A 17378-nucleotide genomic window follows, 5' to 3' on the forward strand; every position below is an offset into this window, starting at 1 on the left:
ACCACAACGTCGTGGACCTCGCCTTTCTGGAGGGCTGAGTGGAACTCCGGAGCCTGCGCCATTTCTCGGCGCTCGCCGAGACCTTGAATTACCGGGTCGCCGCCGAGTGTCTGCACCTCACCCAGCCCGCGCTGACGCGATCGATCGCCGCCCTCGAGCGTGAGCTGGGCGTCCAGCTCTTCGACCGCGACAAACGGCATGTGGCGCTCACCGCCGACGGCGCGGAACTGCTCGAACGGGCGGGCGAGGTGCTGGCCGACGCCGACCGGCTCGCCGCCGCCGCAGACGCCATCAGGGCCAGGCGACGGGACGAGGTGCGGGTCGCGCTCTACGGGGTGGCTCTCGCGGAGCTGACGCATCCGGTCATCGAGGCGTTCTGCGAGCGGTATCCCAGAGCCACGATCCGGGTGCACGAAGCGGACTTCCACCAGGGGCACGCCCCGCTGCTGGCCGGCGAGTGCGACGTGGCGCTGTTGTGTCTGAACGTCGACATGCCGGGCCTGACACGCGTACCGATCTTCACCGAGCCCGTTTCCCTCGCGCTGTGGAAGGGGCATCCGCTGGCCTCGGCCGCCGCGGTGGACATGACCGAGGTCTACGACCAGCCCTGGGTCACCCCCAACCCGGGCGACGACTTGTGGGTGGGGGGACGCCACGGGGACCACGACGCCCCGACGGTCGACTCCCACGCCCGCTCGGTCCTGGACATGTCCTCGAAGATCGCCTACCAGCACATGGTGGGACTGATGCCACTGTCGGGCGCCCGGATGTTCCCGCCACACCCGGGAGTGGAGGCCGTCGCTCCGAAAGAGCCCCTCCACGCGGTGGCCGCGGTCGCCTATCCGAGGACGGGCCACTCGCCCGCCGCCCCGGCGTTCGCCGAGGTCGCACGCCGGGTGGCCCGACGCGCGACCGGCGTTCCGTACGCCGAGATCTCCCGGTAGGAGGGGTCAGCCGCCGTATGGCGGCTCGCCCGCCCAGGCCGCGTGCAGGACGGCGCGCAGATCGTCGGCGGAGGCCGGGCGGGGATTCGCGTACGGCGCCCCGAGAGCGACATCGACCGCACGGTCCACGTCGGCGGCGGTCAGACCCAGGTCGGCGAGCGATCGCGGGATGCCCAGCCGCTCGCCCAGCTCGTGCAACTCCCGTACCGGATCCGGGACATCGAGCGCCCGGCGCAGCGCCGCCAGTGCCTCGGGAACCGCCGGCGCGTTGAAGGCCAGCACGTGGGGCAGGACGACGGCGTGTGTCTCGGCGTGCGGCAGGTCGAAGGTGCCGCCGAGCACATGGCAGAGCTTGTGGTGCAGCCCCATGGTGGTGGCGCCGAGACAGGCACCGCACAGCCACGCCCCGTACAGCGCGCGGCTGCGCGCGTCATGCCCCGAGGGGTCGGCGACGATCTCGGGAAGGGCCGCGGCCAGCGCCCGCACACCCTCCTCCGCCATGAGGGAGACGATCGGAGTGGAGTCCGGGGCGTACAGAGCCTCGACGGCGTGCGCGATCGCGTTCATGCCGCTCGTCGCGGACCCCACGGGCGGCATGGTGAGCGTGAGCAGCGGGTCGTACACGACGCTGCGCGGCAACACCTTCGGGTCGCGCCCGGTGCGTTTGACCGCGCCCTCGGTCAGGCCCCAGACGGGTGTCATCTCCGATCCGGCGTACGTCGTCGGGACGGCGACGATGGGCAGGCCGGTTCTGAGCGCGACGGCCTTGGCCAGGCCGGTCACGGAACCGCCGCCGACCGCCACGCAGCCGTCGGCCCGGGCTTCGCGAGCCGCTTCGACGGCCAGGTCGGCGACCTCCACCGGGACGTGCGTCACCGCCCCCGCGTGCAGCCCGGCGCAGGCGTCGCCGAGAGACGCGGCGACGGCGCGGGCCGTGTCCAGGCCATGGTCGTCGCACAGCACGAGGACGCGGCACAGGGCGAGAAGCGCGACCTCGTCGGGCACTGCGTCCGGCACGGCACCCGACCGGAAGACGACGCGCATCGGCTGGGCCTGATAGGTGAAGTCCAGGGCGCGTTCCCTCACGCGATCACCGGTTGCAGCACGATGTCGAAGCGCGCCCGGCGGAAGGGGTTGGCCAGGCCCAACTCCGCGGCCTCCTCGGGGGAGTCCACCTCGACGAACTCCTCGACCAGGCTCTCCCTCACGGCGAAGACCGCGTCCGACTCCAGATAGTCGCTGCCCGCCACGAAGATGTGCGTCGTCACCGGGCTGTACCCCTCGGCGCCCACGATGAAGTGGACATGGGCCGGACGGTAGGGGTGACGGCCGGTCGCCTCCAGCAGGGAGCCGACCGGCCCGTCCGTCGGAATCGGATACGGGCTGGGAACGCACGAGCGGAACCAGAACCGCCCTTCCGCGTCCGCCGTGAACAGCCCGCGCCCATTGCCCGGCGGCTGCTTCTCTGGCTGCTGGACGTCGTAGAAGCCCTGGTCGTCGGCCTGCCACACGTCCAGCGTCGCGGCGGGCAGCGGGGTGCCGTCGACGGAGACGACCCGTCCGCTGATCACACACGGCTCGCCGCCGCCGACCAGATCGATGTTCGCCCCGAGTTCACGGACCGGGGACTCGGTCATGTGGAAGGGGCCGAGCACTGTCGAGTCGGTCGCGGCGGCCGCCTTGTGGTCGTTGATCGTCTCGACGAGCATCGACACACCCAGGACGTCCGACAGCAGGATGAACTCCTGCCGGGTGTCGTCGCACATGTGCCCGGTTGCGGTGAGGAAGTCGATCGCACGCTCCCACTCGGCCTGGGTCGGCTCGATGTCCCGTACGAAATCGTGCAGGTGACGCGTCAGGGAGACCAGCACCTCGCGCAGTCGGGGATCGGAGGTGTGGGCGAAGCTTTCCAGCACCGCCGTCGTCGTCGCGGTCGTCGCGGTCTTCGCGGTGAGGTCCATGGCCGCTCAGCCCCGCCCGAGGATCTGCCGCAGTGCGTCCCTCAGTGCGGCCGTGACGTCACCGGTGGCGTCCTGGCGGCGGAAGGCCACGTGGTTGTCCGGCCGCACCAGCAGCGCGCCCGAGTCGCCGATCTCCCGCAGCCGGGCCCAGTCCCCGTACGGGTCCTCGTACTCCTGGCCGGGGCCGATGACCGCCGTGGCGATCTCCAGGCCGAACTCCTTGCCGAGGATGCAGGCGGCCTCCGTCCAGGGCTCGCCGCCGATGCCGGTGATCAGGGTGAACCGGCCGTTTCCGCCCAGGTCCAGGGTGGACAGATCGCGGGTGCCCGCGGAGAGCCAGGCGTGCGGGAGCTTGGCGCCGGGGCGGGTGCTCGGCTGGAAGTGCAGCTCGGGGTCGCGTGCGAAGCCGGGGTCCTCGGTGCCGTCCGGGACGATCGCGGCGGAGGTGTAGCGCTGGTTGAGGTCCACGCCGTGGGCGTTGAACTCGTATGCCTTGAAGGCGATCGCCTCCCGCAGCCGCGCCCGCTGCTCCTCGGCCTCCGTAGTGGCGTCCTTGCGGGCGGCGATGTTCCGCCACAGCTGCTCGGGGGTCTGCGGCGCCAGGCCGCCGAGCGCCTCGAAGACGGGTGCCGTCTCACCGATGGACTGGTTGGCCCGGGTGACGACCTGCTTGCCGACCGGTGCCCGCTCGTCACTGTAGGTGTCCAGCAGGGACGGGGACGCGGTGCCGTCCAGGACGAGCTTCAGCTTCCACGCCAGGTTGTAGGAGTCCTGGATGGAGGTGTTGGAGCCCAGCCCGTTGGACGGTGGGTGCCGGTGGCAGGCGTCGCCCGCGCAGAACACCCGGCCGCTGGAGTACGTCTCGGCGCACATCTCGTTGACCGTCCACGCGGAGGACGACTTGATGGTCACCGGGATCTCGTCGTCGCCGATCAGCTTGCGGACGACGGACAGGGCGTACTCCTCGGTGAGGTCCGGCGGCCCGGCGTCGACGTCGTAGCCCCACACGATCAGCCACTCGTTCCACGTCCGTACGCAGCGCACCAGGCCGGCGCCGATGCCGCCCACGGTCGCGCCGGGCGCCAGCACCCAGTAGAGGGTGGCGGGTCGGTGCGCCACGTACTTGGTGAGGTCCGCGTCGAAGACGATGTTGATGCTGCCGGCCACGCCCATCTGGCCGCCCATCGGCAGCCCGGCGTCCTCGGCCACCTTGCTGCGGCCGCCGTCCGCGCCGATCAGGTACTTGGCGCGGATGGTGTACGTGTCGCCGCGCAGCCGGTCGCGGACCATGGCGGTCACGCCGTCGGCGTCCTGCTCGTGCGACAGGTACTCGGTGCCGAACCGCAGTTGGCTTCCGCGTGCTATGGCCCCGTTCACGAGCACCGGCTCCATGAGGTGCTGCGGCATGTCGCACATGCGGGTGGGGCTCGCCAGCTCGTGCGCGGCCTGCACGAGCGGTTCGTTGCCCCAGGACCTCAGCCGGCCGAGCTCCTCGCCCGCGATGGCGGTGCAGAAGACGGTGTTCCCCATCAGATGCTGCGGGGTGGCCTGGGCGATCACATCCTCTTCGACACCCAGGTCACGCAGCACTTCCATGGTGCGCTGGTTGGTGATGTGCGCCCGGGGCGTGTCCGCGAGGCGTGAGTAGCGGGTGACCATGACGTTCGGCACGCCATAGGTGCTCAGCGCCAGTGCGGCGCTCGCTCCCGCGGGCCCGCTTCCCACGATGAGCACATCGGTCTCGACGGTCGGCACGGTTGTCATCGGGACGTTTCCTCCCCATCCGCCAGTCGCTTGTTCAGCCAGGCCATCAGTGCCTCGGCCACGTCGTCGGAGTTCTTCTCGCCCATGGGCAGGTGACCGTTGCCCGTGAGCCCCAGGTCCGCCAGGCGCAGCAACTCGGCGTCGGCACCGGCCTGGACGAGGTAGTCGGCGATACCGTGCTGGAACGACGCGAACGGCGAGTGGTCGGCCGCGACCACGGCGATCGGGAAGCCCTGGAGCCCTGGCAGGGACCGCACGGCGCCTGCCTTTTCGTCCTGGACGAGACAGTCCTGCAGCCCGTCGCCCCCCGCCTCGCGCAGCCGAAGGCGCAGTTCCTCCGGGGTCCGTACCGGCGGCTCGTAAGTGATCGGGGCCGCGGTGAGCCCCCACTCCAGCTTTCCGAGGCCGGGCAGTTCGATGAACGGCGGCCCCATCGGCTCGATGGAGACAACGGCCTTCACCAGCCCGGGCCGGGCATCGGCGACCAGCCAGCCGAACGGCGCCCCCATGGAGTGGGTGATCAGCACGGCCGGTCCGATACGGTCCAGCAACTCGGCCCCGCAGCGCCGCATCTGCTCCTCGTTCTCGGCGAAGGTGGGCAGCGTCGGGCCCTGGCTCGCCATGAACTGGTCCAGCGCGGAGTCGTCGCCGATCTCGCCGCTGCCGGGCCACTGGCTACCAGGTCGTCCCGCCCCCTCGCAAAACAGCCAGCGGATGAACTCGTACGTCGGCGCCGCGCCCTCGATGGGCCCGAGGACATCGGGGTGGTACGGGGAGCGCCCGTGACCTGGACGGTCGACCACGTACACGGCGTAACCGGCCTGGAGGAACCGGGTGGCCCAGCCGGGGCGCCCGTCCGGCGTCGACAGGTAGTCCGTGCCCTGGCCGCCGCCCCCGTGGACCATCACCACGGGCAGCGGATACCGGAGATCGGCCGGGATCTGGTACTGGACGTACATCGCGGCCTCGGCGGCGGTCCCGGCCTCGGTCGGCTTGCGCCCGACACCGACCCAGAACGCGCCTTGCTCGCTGATCGTCAACCGCGAGGCGGCACGGGCCGGCTCGGCGGTTGCGGGTGGTGGGGAGATGGTCATCGGCGAACCTCCGTCACGGCGTCTGCGCCCATGCCCAGCACTATTGGTGACCGGCTCCGGGGCGGTCCAATGCCGGTTGGGGACGCCGTGATGCATGGCGCTCATCAGCGTCCCCGAGGGCGGCTACTTCACCGGGAAGGTGCGCGTGGCGGCGAGGGTGACCAGGGCGTCGGTGTAGAGCGCGGCCTCCAGCTGCTCGACGACCGGCAGTTTGTGCTGCGGGTCGCGGTCGGAGAGGCCGGTCAGGTGGAAGCTGCCGGTGCCGACCCAATCGCTTGGCGCGCACGACGTCGAAGGACGACTCCACGAACTCGGCGACGACGGGCGGCTGGCCGGGCAGTACGTGAAGCTGAGTGAACCTCAGCGGCTACTTCGCCAGCCGCTTCGGCTGCCAGGTGAACGCCGAGAATGACGCCAACCTCGCCACCCTCGCCGAGCACTGGCGCGGCTGCGCCCGCCACATCGACGATGTCGTGTACATCCTCGCCGGCCGGCGCACCGGTGCCGGGATGATCGTCGGCGGACGACTGCACCGGGACCGAACGGCGCCGCCGGCGAGATCGGGAACCTGCGCCTGCTGGGCTGGTGCGACGCCCCCGGCGACCTGGAGGCCCACGGTGCCGACGCCGAGGCCGGCACTGCCCCGTCCGTGCCGCGCCCGAGGACCCGATCCTCACCGACGCCCAGTAGGCCGGTGTCCATGTCGAACGGTTCGCCGTTGTTCGCGGCTACGCGCAGCATTGCGCGGAAGGATTCGGCGAGCGCGCTCTCTGCGCGAGTACGCCTTCAACAAGCTCCGACGCGACGAGGCGCCGCCCGAGGTCCGCACTGTCCTGTCGTGGATAGCCCGCAACTCCCTGCCCATGACGGCCTGGGAGGGCACCAAACGCGTCGACGCCGTCCTGCACGCGCTCGACACACTTTTGGACGGTAGCCCGGCCGCCGCCAGCTCCGTCAAGCGCGAGCAGCGGATCCTCAACGTGGCGATGAAGTACGCCGTCCGGCAGAAGATCCTCACCGCCAACCCGCTCCCGAAGGGAAAGGAGGAGGGCGCCGCCCCGAAGGTGGCCGAGGCTGTCGACAAGCGGTCGCTGCTCAATCCGGGTCAGGTTGCCGGCCTCCTGGCCTGGATCGCCGACCGCCCTCGCACCGGCCACCGCCTCCACGCCTTTTTCGCCACCCTGTACTACGCCGGTCTGCGGCCGGAGGAGGCCGTAGCCCTCCGCGTCAGCGCCGCCACACTGCCCGCTGAGGGCTGGGGCGAGCTGCTCGTCCACACCGCCGAGCCCGAGGTCGGCAGCCAGTGGACCGACGACGGCCGCGTCCATGAGACCCGCGATCTCAAGGGTCGCGCCGAGGGCGACACCCGCCCCGTCCCCGCCCACCCGGCACTCGTCGCTGTCCTTCGCGACCTGATCAAGAGGGACGGCATCCAACCGGGCGACCTGTTCTTCCCCGGCGAAAAGGGCGGGCTGCTGGCCGGATCGGTCTTCCGCCGTGCCTGGAACAAGGCCCGCAAGGCGGTCCTGCCGGAGCACGAACACGAGTCACCCGTGGGCAAGCGCGTCTACGACCTGCGCCACACCTGCCTGACTACCTGGCTCAACAACGGCATCCCACCCGCCCAGGTCGCCGAGTGGGCTGGCAACAGTGTCCCCGTCCTGCTCGCTACCTACGCCCGCTGCATCACGGGCCAGCTCGCCGAGCTCCAGCAGCGCATCGAAGGCCCCCAGCGACTGCCCGTCGGGCCGGCCCCGAGCATGCCGGTGCCCAAGCCTGGATCCACGCCCGCACCGCGTCGCCGAGCCTGAACCGGGCGCAGGGACGCGCAGATCTTCGATCCCGGCGCCGGCGTTCAGTCGGTGATGTCGACGCCGTATCCGCGTGCGAGGGCGTCGAGGCCGTGGTCGTAGCCCTGGCCGACGGCGCGTAGGCGCCACACCGGGCCCCTGCGGTAGATCTCCGCGAGCAGCATGGTGCGTTCGGTGGTGGCGGCGTCCAGGGTTGCCCGGGCGAGCGGTGCCCCGCTGCTGCCGGGGGCCGCACCGATCTGGATCGCACCGACCGTCCCGAAGGTGGTGGCGCCGTCGATGGCGGCAGCGACGACGACCTTGCGCGTCGCGGGTGGCAGGGAAGCCAGGTCGAGGGCGATGGTCTGTTCGGCCGGGCCGCCGGTGAGCAGTCGCACGGTTCCGGCAGGGCTCTCCGGAGCTCCGTAGAAGATGAAGTCCTCGTCGAAGGTGACCTGTTCGTCCTCGTCGAGGAGGAAGGCGACGACGTCGATTTCGTAGTCGGTCTGCGGGGCCCAGCTGGCGGTGACGTACCACTCGGGCGCGGGTCTGCCGTGCGGCATGGGCAGGTCGATGACGCCGCCTCTTGGCATCACGTGCGGCTCCTGGGTCCGGAGTGTCGTCGCGGCCGCCGGTGCGGTGGCGGTCGGAGCGGTGAGCCAGTGGAGGTCGTGCACGGGGAGTTCGAGGGCGGTGATGCGGCTCATTCGCCGGTCGCCCTGCCCTCCCTCCAGGAGTACGACGTCGGTGACGCCGGCGGACAGGTTGATTGCCGCGGACCCGCCCAGCTCGACGATGCGGGTACGGGCCGCTGCGGCATCGGCATGGACACCGCCGACCACTAGCACGCGACGCCCGGCCAGGGGCTTGTCCAAGGTGCCGGCGGAGGGCTCCGGTCGTCGCGGAGCGGGTGCTGGCACATCGGGGGCGGCCGTGGGGAGATCTGCTGTTTCCGGGACGGGTGCGGCAGAGGTTGTGGTGGGCGCCAACTCCATGGGCCCGGCGACTGGTTCTGCTTCCGGTTTAGCCGCGGGGGCGACAGCGACGGCCGTCGCCTCATGCGCTGTTCCCGGCCGTACGTCGGCCAGCAGCCGCAGGAAGGTGTGCTCGTCGATGACCGGCACGCCTTCGGCGAGTGCGCGTCGGGCCTTCGCCGAACCGGACGCCGGTTCATTGGTGACCAGCACGCTCGTGTGCCGGCTGACGGAGGTCATCATGTTCAGCCCGGCGGCAACCGCCCGCCCCACCAGCTCCGCCCGGGCATGGGCAGTCTCACCGGTGATCGCGACCTTCATCCCCTGCCGGAGAGGCCCGCCGGGAGTCGGCCGTCCCGGGTTGCGGTAGGCGCAGGGAGTCTTCGGCGGCTTCGGCGTGAACTGCGACTCAGCCCGGGGCGGGCAGGTCACCAGCGGCAGGGGCAGATCGAGCCGCGCTGCCTCGCGCAGCGACGCCCGCAGGATCCCGGCCAGCACACGAGTGTCGTCCAGAGCATCGTGCGCCCGCTGCTGGGGGACGCCGTAATGAGCGGCGAGGGTGCCGAGCTTCATGTCGCCCGTCGGTGGATCCACCTGGCGATTCAGAGCCAGGGTGCACAGCCGCTGCGACACCGGCAGCCACATCCGCGCACGGGCGAACTCGTAGGCCAGGAAGTCGTAGTCGAACTGGGCGTTATGGGCCACCAGGACCCGGTCCTGAAGCATCGCGCCGATCCGCCCGGCGACTTGGTCGAAGGTCGGCGCCCCCTGTAACCGCTCGACGGTCAGCCCGTGCACCCTCACCGGTCCCGGATCGCAGCCCGGATTGAGCAGTGTCGAGAACTCCCCGGTCTGCTCGCCGTCCGGACCGATCGTGATCACCGCGACGGAGAGCACGCGATCTCGCCGGGCCATGAGGCCCGACGTCTCCACATCAACCAAGGCCCAGTCGTGTGCGTAGTCGCCCCTGTCGGACGCATCGAAGGAGGTGGAGACGAGACTCATGGCGGCAAGGATGATCTGATATCCAGCGCTCCCTCAACCTGTATGCCGATTTGCCCTCACCTATTCGGTTGTGGCGACGTGGTCGGCCCGCGGCGACTGCAGAGAGACCGCGCCGAAACTTCGGGACGTTTTCGGGAAGGACACCCGCCGAGGGCCGGACGAAATCGTCTCCAGCCGGACACCAACCGACTCCGCCCGGGGGTCCACCCGCGCACGGGGAGCTGCTCCGACGATCCTTGTAAAGGGCCTCTGACCAGCGAAAACGCTTTCCCGATGGGAGGGCGGAGACTGGGCGCCCCCGGCAGGACTCGAACCTGCGGCCAAGCGCTTAGAAGGCGCTTGCTTTGTTTTGGCGGGTTCGGGCATCGACGGCGAGCCGCTGATGGCTGTTCGGTGGCTGCCAAACAGGCGATCCCACTGTGATCTCTGGCCAAGGCCGGCATCATTCCGCCGCGCGCCAAGGGCGCGAAGGACTGGCAACGGGAGGCGGCGCCGAAGGACGGCTTCCACGTGCTGCGGCATACCTACGCCTCGATCATGCTGGAAGCAGGGGAGTCCGTGGTGACGTTGGCACGATGGCTCGGGCACTCGTCCTCCGGCTGTCACGCTTGGTTACTATGCTCACTTCATGCCGGAGGCCGGAAGCAAGGGGCGCACCGCCATTGACGGACTGCTGGGGGAGAGAGGGGACGAGGATGCCGGTCGAAACTCCCCAGTTCTCCCCAGCGCTGATCGGGGAGGTTTCGCCAGAGTGCACCATCTTGGAGCTGGCCGTGGAATGTAAGGTAAACGATCCGTGGGTCCTCGGAAGATGCTGAAAAAGGTCACCGCCACCCGTTATATCGAACCCCTGCGCTCCGGCGGCTCCGTGCCCGGAGTCGTCGAGGCCGACGACCTCGGAACGTACGTCGTGAAGTTCACCGGCTCTGCTCAGGGCGTGAAGGCGCTGGTCGCCGAGGTGATCGTCGGCGAGCTGGCCCGCAGGCTCGGGCTGCGCGTCCCCGAGCTGGTCCTCGCCCACTTCGACCCGGAGATCGCCGCGCACGAACCGCACCAGGAGGTGCGCGACCTGCTGAACGCGAGCCCCGGCCTCAACCTGGGCATGGACTGTCTCCCGGGGGCGCGGGATTTCACCCCGGAGGTCGCCCAGGCCTGCACGGTCGACCCGCTGGAGGCGGGCAGGGTCATCTGGCTCGACGCCCTGACCGTGAACGTCGATCGCACGGTCCACAGCTCGAACCTCATGGTCTGGCCCACCTTCGGCACCGCACCCCCGAAGCTGTGGCTGATCGACCACGGTGCCGCCCTCGTCTTCCACCACCGCTGGGACGCCTCCGCCCCGGAGAAGGCGTACGACTTCCGCCACCACGCCCTCGGGCACTACACCCCGGACATGCGGGGCGCCGAGGCCGAGCTCGCGCCCAAGGTGACCGAGGAGCTGCTGCGCGAGGTCACCGAGGAGGTGCCGGACGCCTGGCTGGCCGGTGAGCCGGGCTTCGCGACGCCCGGCGAGGTCCGGGACGCGTATGTCGCCTACCTCTCGGCCCGGGTGAAGGCGTCCGAGTCCTGGCTGCCCACCGATTTCCCCACCCGGGAGGAACTCGCCGCCGAGGAGGCCCTGCGGGCGGCACGGACACAGCAAGGCCGGCCGGACTGGCTCAAGCGGGTCCCGGACCTGCACGGCAAGCCGGCGGCACGACAGGATTGGTCGGTGCACCTCGGATGACGCAGACCCCCACGGCGCAGATCCATCGCGTCCAGATCGAGTACTGCACCCAGTGCCGCTGGCTGCCCCGCGCGGCCTGGCTGGCGCAGGAGCTGCTCACGACGTTCGAGACCGAGTTGACGGAGCTGTCCCTGAAGCCGGGCAAGGGCGGTGTCTTCGTCGTCCGCGTGAACGACGAGGTCGTCTGGGACCGGCGCGAGCAGGGCTTCCCGGAGCCGACGGCCGTGAAGCGCCTCGTACGCGACCGAGTGGCCCCGGGAAAGCCCCTGGGCCACTCGGAGAAGTGAGCGTCAGCCCCTCAGCTGCTCGTACGCGGGCAAGGTCAGGAAGTCCGCGTAATCCTCGTCGAGGGCCACCTTCAGCAGCAGGTCGTGGGCCTGCTGCCAGTGGCCGGCCGTGAAGGCCTCCTCGCCGATCTCGTCCCGGATGTGTGCGAGTTCCTCGGCGGCCACCGTGCGGGCCAGCTCGGGGGTGGCCTTCTCGCCGTTCTCGAACTCGACGCCCGCGTTGATCCACTGCCAGATCTGGGAGCGGGAGATCTCGGCGGTGGCCGCGTCCTCCATGAGGTTGAAGATGGCGACCGCGCCGAGGCCGCGCAGCCAGGCCTCGATGTAACGGATGCCGACCTGGACGGCGTTGACGAGGCCCGCGTACGTGGGTCTGGCGTCCAGGGAGTCGACGGCGATCAGGTCGGCCGCCTTGACGTCGACGTCCTCGCGCAGCCGGTCCTTCTGGTTGGGCCGGTCTCCCAGCACGGCGTCGAAGGAGGCCATCGCGATCGGCACCAGGTCCGGGTGGGCGACCCAGGAGCCGTCGAAGCCGTCGTGCGCCTCGCGGTCCTTGTCCGCCTTGACCTTTTCGAAGGCGACCCTGTTGACCTCTTCGTCGCGCCGGGACGGGATGAACGCCGCCATGCCGCCGATCGCGTGCGCGCCGCGCTTGTGGCAGGTGCGGACGAGGAGTTCGGTGTACGCGCGCATGAACGGGGCCGTCATCGTGACCGCGTTGCGGTCCGGGAGGACGAACCTGGGGCCGCCGTCACGGAAGTTCTTGACGATGGAGAAGAGGTAGTCCCAGCGGCCCGCGTTCAGCCCGGAGGCATGATCGCGGAGCTCGTAGAGGATCTCCTCCATCTCGTACGCCGCCGTGATCGTCTCGATCAGGACGGTGGCGCGGACCGTGCCCTGCGGGATGCCGACGTAGTCCTGCGCGAAGACGAAGACGTCGTTCCAGAGGCGGGCCTCCGGGTGCGACTCGGTCTTCGGGAGGTAGAAGTACGGGCCCTTGCCGAGGTCCAGCAGGCGCTGGGCGTTGTGGAAGAAGTACAGGCCGAAGTCGACGAGGGCGCCCGGCACCTGCTGCCCGTCGACCTGGAGATGGCGCTCGTTCAGGTGCCAGCCGCGCGGGCGCATGACGACCGTCGCCAGCTCCTCGTTCGGACGCAGGGCGTACGACTTGCCGCTCGCCGGGTCGGTGAAGTCGATGGTCCGGGTGTAGGCGTCGATCAGGTTGAGCTGGCCGAGGACCACGTTCTCCCAGGTGGGCGCGGAGGCGTCCTCGAAGTCCGCGAGCCACACCTTCGCGCCGGAGTTGAGCGCGTTGATGGTCATCTTGCGGTCGGTGGGGCCGGTGATCTCCACGCGCCGGTCGTCTAGGGCCGCGGGTGCGGGGGCCACCTTCCAGGAGTCGTCCGCGCGGATCGCCGCGGTCTCCGGAAGAAAGTCGAGTGCCGAGGTACGGGCGATCTCGGCACGGCGCTCCGCGCGGCGGGCCAGGAGCTCGTCACGCCGGGGAGTGAACCGCCGGTGCAACTCGGCCACGAAGGCGAGCGCCGCGTCGGTGAGGACCTCGTCCTGCCGGGGCAGGGGCTCGGCGTCGACGACGGCCGCCGGGGACGGCGCTGGTGCGGACATGAGCTGTCACTTCCTTCAGCGAGCGGACATGAGTGCACGGCGGCACTCGGTGCCATGGGGGCCGGATGCGGCTGACTGCGCCTGGTGAGCGGCCAGACACTTCTGGGCAGTGGATACTAGTTTCCTCATGGTGGAAGTTCAATGATTTGTTGACGTCGAGACTCTCTGCTTCGAGGCAAGGTGGCGCTCGGTGCCACCTCGTTCACTCAAGGTGGCCCAAGTCGCCCTCCGTGTCGATGTCGTACGGCTGTGCCACGTCCCCGCACTCGACGAGCGTGATCGCGTCCTCGTGCGCCCTGAGGTACGCGCGGGCCCCCCGGTCGCCCGTCGCCACCGCCGCGATGCCCGCCCAATGGCTCGCGCCGAACAGCACCGGATGCCCCCGCACCCCCGCGTACGCGGCCGAGACCAGCGACGTCTCGTTCCGGTACGCGGCGAGGATGCGGGCCACCGCCTCCGGGCCGATACCGGGCTGGTCGACGAGCGAGACGAGGGCGGCGGATGCGCCCGTCCCCGCGAGCGAGTCGAGCCCGGCCCGCAGCGAGGAGCCCATGCCCCCCTCCCAGTCCGGGTTGTCCACGAGAACGCAGCCGTCGAGGTCCGCCTGGGCCCGTACGGCATCGGCCGCCGCCCCCAGGACCACATGAACGCGGCGGCATCCGGCCGCACGCAGGACCCCCACCGCGTACTCCACGAGCGGCCGACCCCGGTGTGGGAGCAGTGCCTTGGGCCGTCCGCCGAGGCGTCGCCCGCCGCCTGCCGCGAGGAGCAACCCGACGACCTGGTCTTCATTTGGCGTCATACGTCCTGCATACCGGACGCCGCGTAGGCCGCACGGTTTCCATGGGCTGAATTTGCGTCCCCACTGTGGCGCCCGGCGCACCGGGTGGCGTTTACTTGCCCGCGTCCCCCGGCGCCCGACCAACGCCAAGGGGCACCGGGCGACGTACCGAGCCGTGCGCACGAGGGCGTGCGAAGGCGCGCGAAGGGGTGCGAGGGGGGAGAGCTGTGTTGCGGAGCTTGGGGCAGAGGCCAGTGACCGGCAGCGACGAGGATCCGAGGGTGGTGGAACTGCGGACCGCGGTGTCCCGGCTGCGCCGGGAACTCGCCGCGCATCCCGCGGAGTTCTCCGACCGGGCCATTGCCGAGGACGAACTCGCCGCGCTCGCCGCGATGGCCGTGAGCGGCATCCCGGAGATCCCGCGCCTGCGTCGCTCCCTGCTGCTGATCGCGGGCGCGATCGGCTCGGTGAGCGCCCTGGGCAGGAGTCTGTCGGACGTCCGCAGCGCGGTGGAGCTGTTCGGGGAGCCGCCACGGACCTGACCGACGACGCGTGCGGTCCGGGACCGTGCGGTGGCCACCGGCCGTGTATGCGGCGCGTGCGGGCCGGGGTCGTACGAGGGCGGCCACCAGCCGTGTGTGCGGCGCGTGCGGTCCGGGACCGGGCGGCGGCAGTTCCCGGCCGTGAGGTCGAGGGCTGCGCGCTGAGACGGTACGGCGAAGGGGCCGACCCGCGGGGTGCGGGTCGGCCCCTTCGCCGTAGGGCGTGGGCCGGGCTGTCCGGCGGCCGGATCAGGTGGCTGGGCCGCCCGAACTCGCCAGCGTCTGCGACAGTTCCGCCGCCATCTGCTGAAGCACCGGCACGATCTTCTCCGTCGCCGCGTCCGTGACTCGGCCCGCGGGACCGGAGATGGAGATCGCCGCGGCCGTCGGGGAGTCGGGCACGGACACCGCGAGGCACCGGACCCCTATCTCCTGCTCGTTGTCGTCGACCGCGTATCCGAGCCGGCGCACCTCCTCCAGGGCGGCGAGGAACGCGTCGGGCGTGGTGATCGTCTTCTCGGTCGCGGCGGGCATGCCCGTCCGGGCGAGCAGGGCGCGTACCTCGTCGTCCGGCGCGTTGGCGAGCAGTGCCTTGCCCACGCCCGTGGAGTGCGGCAGCACCCGCCGGCCCACCTCGGTGAACATCCGCATCGAGTGCTTGGACGGCACCTGCGCGACATACACGATCTCGTCGCCGTCGAGCAGCGCCATGTTCGCGGTCTCGCCCGTCTCTTCGACCAGGCGCGCGAGGCAGGGGCGCGCCCAGGCGCCGAGCAGCCGGGACGCCGACTCGCCGAGCCGGATCAGCCGGGGGCCGAGGGCGTAGCGCCGGTTGGCCTGCTGGCGCACATAACCGCAGGCCACGAGCGTGCGCATCAGGCGGTGGATGGTCGGGAGCGGAAGCCCGCTGCTCGTGGACAGCTCGCTGAGGCCGACCTCGCCGCCCGCGTCCGCCATCCGCTCCAGCAGGTCGAAGGCACGCTCAAGGGACTGGACGCCACCGCCGCCGGCGGACTTGGCGGGGGCGTCGCTGGCGCTGGACGTCGACGTCGACACGGCGCGTTCCTTTCGGGACTGGCGGGAAGGGCAGAAGCCTACCCGGCAGTCGATCGACTCCCTGGTGGTGTGACTCCCTGGTGGTGTGACTCCCTGGTGGTGTGACTCCCTGGTCGTGCGACTCCCTGGTCGTGCGGAGCTATGTTCTGTGTGCTGGAATTCTAATTCCGCTTTGTGGAAACGTCCAGAGTGGGCGCCTTTCGAGCCTCAGGGGGAAGTGTGCCCTTGACGGCGGAGGGGCGGGAGTGAAGACTCCTTCAACAGAACGTTGAAATCCGTTACGGGGGAGTAAATCCCGTTTCCCGGAAGTAAAACGGTGGGAGAGAGGGGTCCGGGTGTCCGACGCCGAACTGGTCCTGCGCTCGACGCGCGTCATCACTCCCGATGGGACACGCGCCGCGTCGGTCGCGGTCGCCGGGGGCGAGATCACGGCCGTACTGCCGTACGACGCCGACGTACCGTCCGGAGCCCGTGTGGAGGACTTCGGCGACGACGTCCTGCTGCCCGGTCTGGTCGATACCCACGTGCACGTCAACGACCCCGGCCGTACCGAGTGGGAGGGCTTCTGGACCGCCACGCGCGCGGCGGCGGCCGGCGGCATCACCACGCTGATCGACATGCCACTCAACTCGCTCCCGCCGACCACGACCGTCGACAACCTCCGTACGAAGCGGGAGGCAGCGGTCCGCAAGGCCCACATCGACGTCGGATTCTGGGGCGGCGCGCTGCCCGACAACGTCAAGGACCTCAGGCCGCTGCACGACGCGGGCGTCTTCGGCTTCAAGGCGTTCCTCTCGCCGTCGGGCGTGGACGAGTTCCCGCACCTCGACCAGGAACGGCTGGAACGGTCGATGACCGAGATCGCCGGTTTCGGCGGACTGCTCATCGTGCACGCCGAGGACCCGCACCACCTCGCCACCGCCCCGCAGCAGGGCGGCCCCAGATACGCCGACTTCCTCGCCAGCCGTCCGCGCGACGCCGAGGACAGAGCCGTCGAGCACCTCATCGCGCAGGCCAAGCGCCTCGACGCGCGTGTGCACGTGCTGCATCTGTCCTCCAGCGACGCACTGCCGCTGATCGCCGCCGCCAAGGCCGAGGGCGTGCGCGTCACGGTCGAGACCTGCCCGCACTACCTGACCCTGACGGCCGAGGAAGTCCCGGACGGCGCCAGCGAGTTCAAGTGCTGCCCGCCCATCCGCGAGGCCGCCAACCAGGACCTGCTGTGGCAGGCACTGGCGGACGGCACGATCGACTGCGTGGTCACCGACCACTCGCCGTCGACGGCCGATCTCAAGACCGACGACTTCGCGACCGCCTGGGGTGGCATCTCGGGTCTCCAGCTGAGCCTGGCGGCTGTGTGGACCGAGGCGCGCAGGCGCGGGCACGGCCTTCAGGACGTGGTCCGCTGGATGTCGACGCGTACGGCGCAGCTGGCCGGTCTCGGGCGGAAGGGCGCCATCGAGGCCGGCCGCGACGCCGACTTCGCGGTCCTCGCGCCCGACGAGACGTTCACCGTGGACCCCGCGGCCCTCCAGCACCGCAACCGCGTCACGGCGTACGCGGGCAAGACCCTGTACGGCGTCGTGAGGTCCACCTGGCTGCGCGGGGAGCGCATCGTGGCGGACGGCGAGTTCACCGAGCCGCGGGGCCGCCTGCTCACCCGGCATCCCTAGGCCCTGTCGTCAAACTCCCGTCTGCCCCGCGACGCCATGCACGCTCCCCCAAGCTCTTCGAGCAGGGGGGACCCCCACTCGCCGCACCGGGCGCACCCCCAAGTACATCCAGTACGAGGGGCTGCACCCGGCACGCCGAGAGCACGCACCTGACG

Annotated in this window: 14 protein-coding genes and 1 pseudogene; 7 read left to right on the forward strand and 8 right to left on the reverse strand. The window is 70.6% G+C overall.

Going from position 1 to position 17378, the window contains the following annotated elements; translation table 11 throughout:
- The first annotated feature begins 38 nt into the window (after positions 1 to 38).
- A complete protein-coding gene (locus Q2K21_RS11805) occupies positions 39 to 944 on the forward strand; it encodes a LysR family transcriptional regulator (protein ID WP_310769718.1) in 906 nt (301 codons plus the stop codon).
- Positions 945 to 950: 6 nt separating this feature from the next.
- On the opposite strand, the gene Q2K21_RS11810 is transcribed toward Q2K21_RS11805, so the two are convergent.
- The 4 genes from Q2K21_RS11810 to Q2K21_RS11825 are packed head-to-tail and all read right to left on the reverse strand — an operon-like array spanning position 951 to position 5763.
- The gene (locus Q2K21_RS11810) at positions 951 to 1988 is read right to left on the reverse strand and encodes a maleylacetate reductase (RefSeq protein WP_310780868.1); all 1038 of its coding nucleotides are present in this window, start codon (positions 1986 to 1988) and stop codon (positions 951 to 953) included.
- A gap of 38 nt (positions 1989 to 2026) precedes the next feature.
- Entirely contained in the window at positions 2027 to 2905 is an 879-nt protein-coding gene (locus Q2K21_RS11815; protein ID WP_310769720.1) for an intradiol ring-cleavage dioxygenase, read from the reverse strand.
- A gap of 6 nt (positions 2906 to 2911) precedes the next feature.
- A complete protein-coding gene (locus Q2K21_RS11820) occupies positions 2912 to 4669 on the reverse strand; it encodes an FAD-dependent oxidoreductase (RefSeq protein ID WP_310769722.1) in 1758 nt (585 codons plus the stop codon).
- Entirely contained in the window at positions 4666 to 5763 is a 1098-nt protein-coding gene (locus Q2K21_RS11825) for an alpha/beta hydrolase (protein ID WP_310769724.1), read from the reverse strand. The genes Q2K21_RS11820 and Q2K21_RS11825 overlap by 4 nt, the downstream gene beginning before the upstream one ends.
- 353 nt (positions 5764 to 6116) lie before the next feature.
- On the opposite strand from Q2K21_RS11825, the pseudogene Q2K21_RS35740 reads away from it, so the two are divergent.
- Together Q2K21_RS35740 and Q2K21_RS11835 are read left to right on the forward strand one after the other, a co-directional pair.
- Positions 6117 to 6287: pseudogene (locus Q2K21_RS35740) on the forward strand (ROK family protein); the annotation flags it as partial.
- A gap of 216 nt (positions 6288 to 6503) precedes the next feature.
- Positions 6504 to 7574, forward strand: coding sequence for a tyrosine-type recombinase/integrase (locus Q2K21_RS11835; RefSeq protein ID WP_310780874.1), 1071 nt, complete (start codon positions 6504 to 6506; stop codon positions 7572 to 7574).
- A 44-nt stretch (positions 7575 to 7618) separates the two neighbouring features.
- Here Q2K21_RS11835 and Q2K21_RS11840 read toward each other — a convergent pair whose 3' ends face one another.
- The gene (locus Q2K21_RS11840) at positions 7619 to 9532 is read right to left on the reverse strand and encodes a TerD family protein (protein WP_310769726.1); all 1914 of its coding nucleotides are present in this window, start codon (positions 9530 to 9532) and stop codon (positions 7619 to 7621) included.
- Positions 9533 to 10343: 811 nt separating this feature from the next.
- Here Q2K21_RS11840 and Q2K21_RS11850 point away from each other — a divergent pair.
- Both Q2K21_RS11850 and Q2K21_RS11855 read left to right on the forward strand, forming a co-directional pair.
- Complete coding sequence (locus Q2K21_RS11850) at positions 10344 to 11258, forward strand: HipA family kinase (protein ID WP_310780876.1); 915 nt, start codon at positions 10344 to 10346, stop codon at positions 11256 to 11258.
- Positions 11255 to 11545, forward strand: a complete 291-nt coding sequence (locus Q2K21_RS11855) for an Rdx family protein (protein WP_310769728.1) — start codon at positions 11255 to 11257, stop codon at positions 11543 to 11545. The genes Q2K21_RS11850 and Q2K21_RS11855 overlap by 4 nt, the downstream gene beginning before the upstream one ends.
- 3 nt (positions 11546 to 11548) lie before the next feature.
- Here Q2K21_RS11855 and aceB read toward each other — a convergent pair whose 3' ends face one another.
- Both aceB and Q2K21_RS11865 read right to left on the reverse strand, forming a co-directional pair.
- On the reverse strand, positions 11549 to 13171 hold the full coding sequence (gene aceB, locus Q2K21_RS11860; protein WP_310769730.1) for a malate synthase A: 1623 nt from the start codon (positions 13169 to 13171) through the stop codon (positions 11549 to 11551).
- Positions 13172 to 13373: 202 nt separating this feature from the next.
- Positions 13374 to 13973, reverse strand: coding sequence for a nucleotidyltransferase family protein (locus Q2K21_RS11865; RefSeq protein ID WP_310769732.1), 600 nt, complete (start codon positions 13971 to 13973; stop codon positions 13374 to 13376).
- A 233-nt stretch (positions 13974 to 14206) separates the two neighbouring features.
- Between Q2K21_RS11865 and Q2K21_RS11870 the strand changes: the two genes are divergently transcribed.
- Positions 14207 to 14494 (forward strand): DUF5955 family protein, encoded by a 288-nt coding sequence (locus Q2K21_RS11870; RefSeq protein ID WP_310769734.1) that lies wholly within the window; start codon positions 14207 to 14209, stop codon positions 14492 to 14494.
- A gap of 249 nt (positions 14495 to 14743) precedes the next feature.
- On the opposite strand, the gene Q2K21_RS11875 is transcribed toward Q2K21_RS11870, so the two are convergent.
- The gene (locus Q2K21_RS11875) at positions 14744 to 15550 is read right to left on the reverse strand and encodes an IclR family transcriptional regulator (protein ID WP_310769737.1); all 807 of its coding nucleotides are present in this window, start codon (positions 15548 to 15550) and stop codon (positions 14744 to 14746) included.
- Positions 15551 to 15885: 335 nt separating this feature from the next.
- Between Q2K21_RS11875 and allB the strand changes: the two genes are divergently transcribed.
- Entirely contained in the window at positions 15886 to 17223 is a 1338-nt protein-coding gene (gene allB / locus Q2K21_RS11880) for an allantoinase AllB (protein WP_310769740.1), read from the forward strand.
- Positions 17224 to 17378 lie beyond the last annotated feature (155 nt).

The sequence above is a fragment of the Streptomyces sp. CGMCC 4.7035 genome (genome assembly GCF_031583065.1).
GTDB classification, from domain to species: domain Bacteria; phylum Actinomycetota; class Actinomycetes; order Streptomycetales; family Streptomycetaceae; genus Streptomyces; species Streptomyces yaanensis.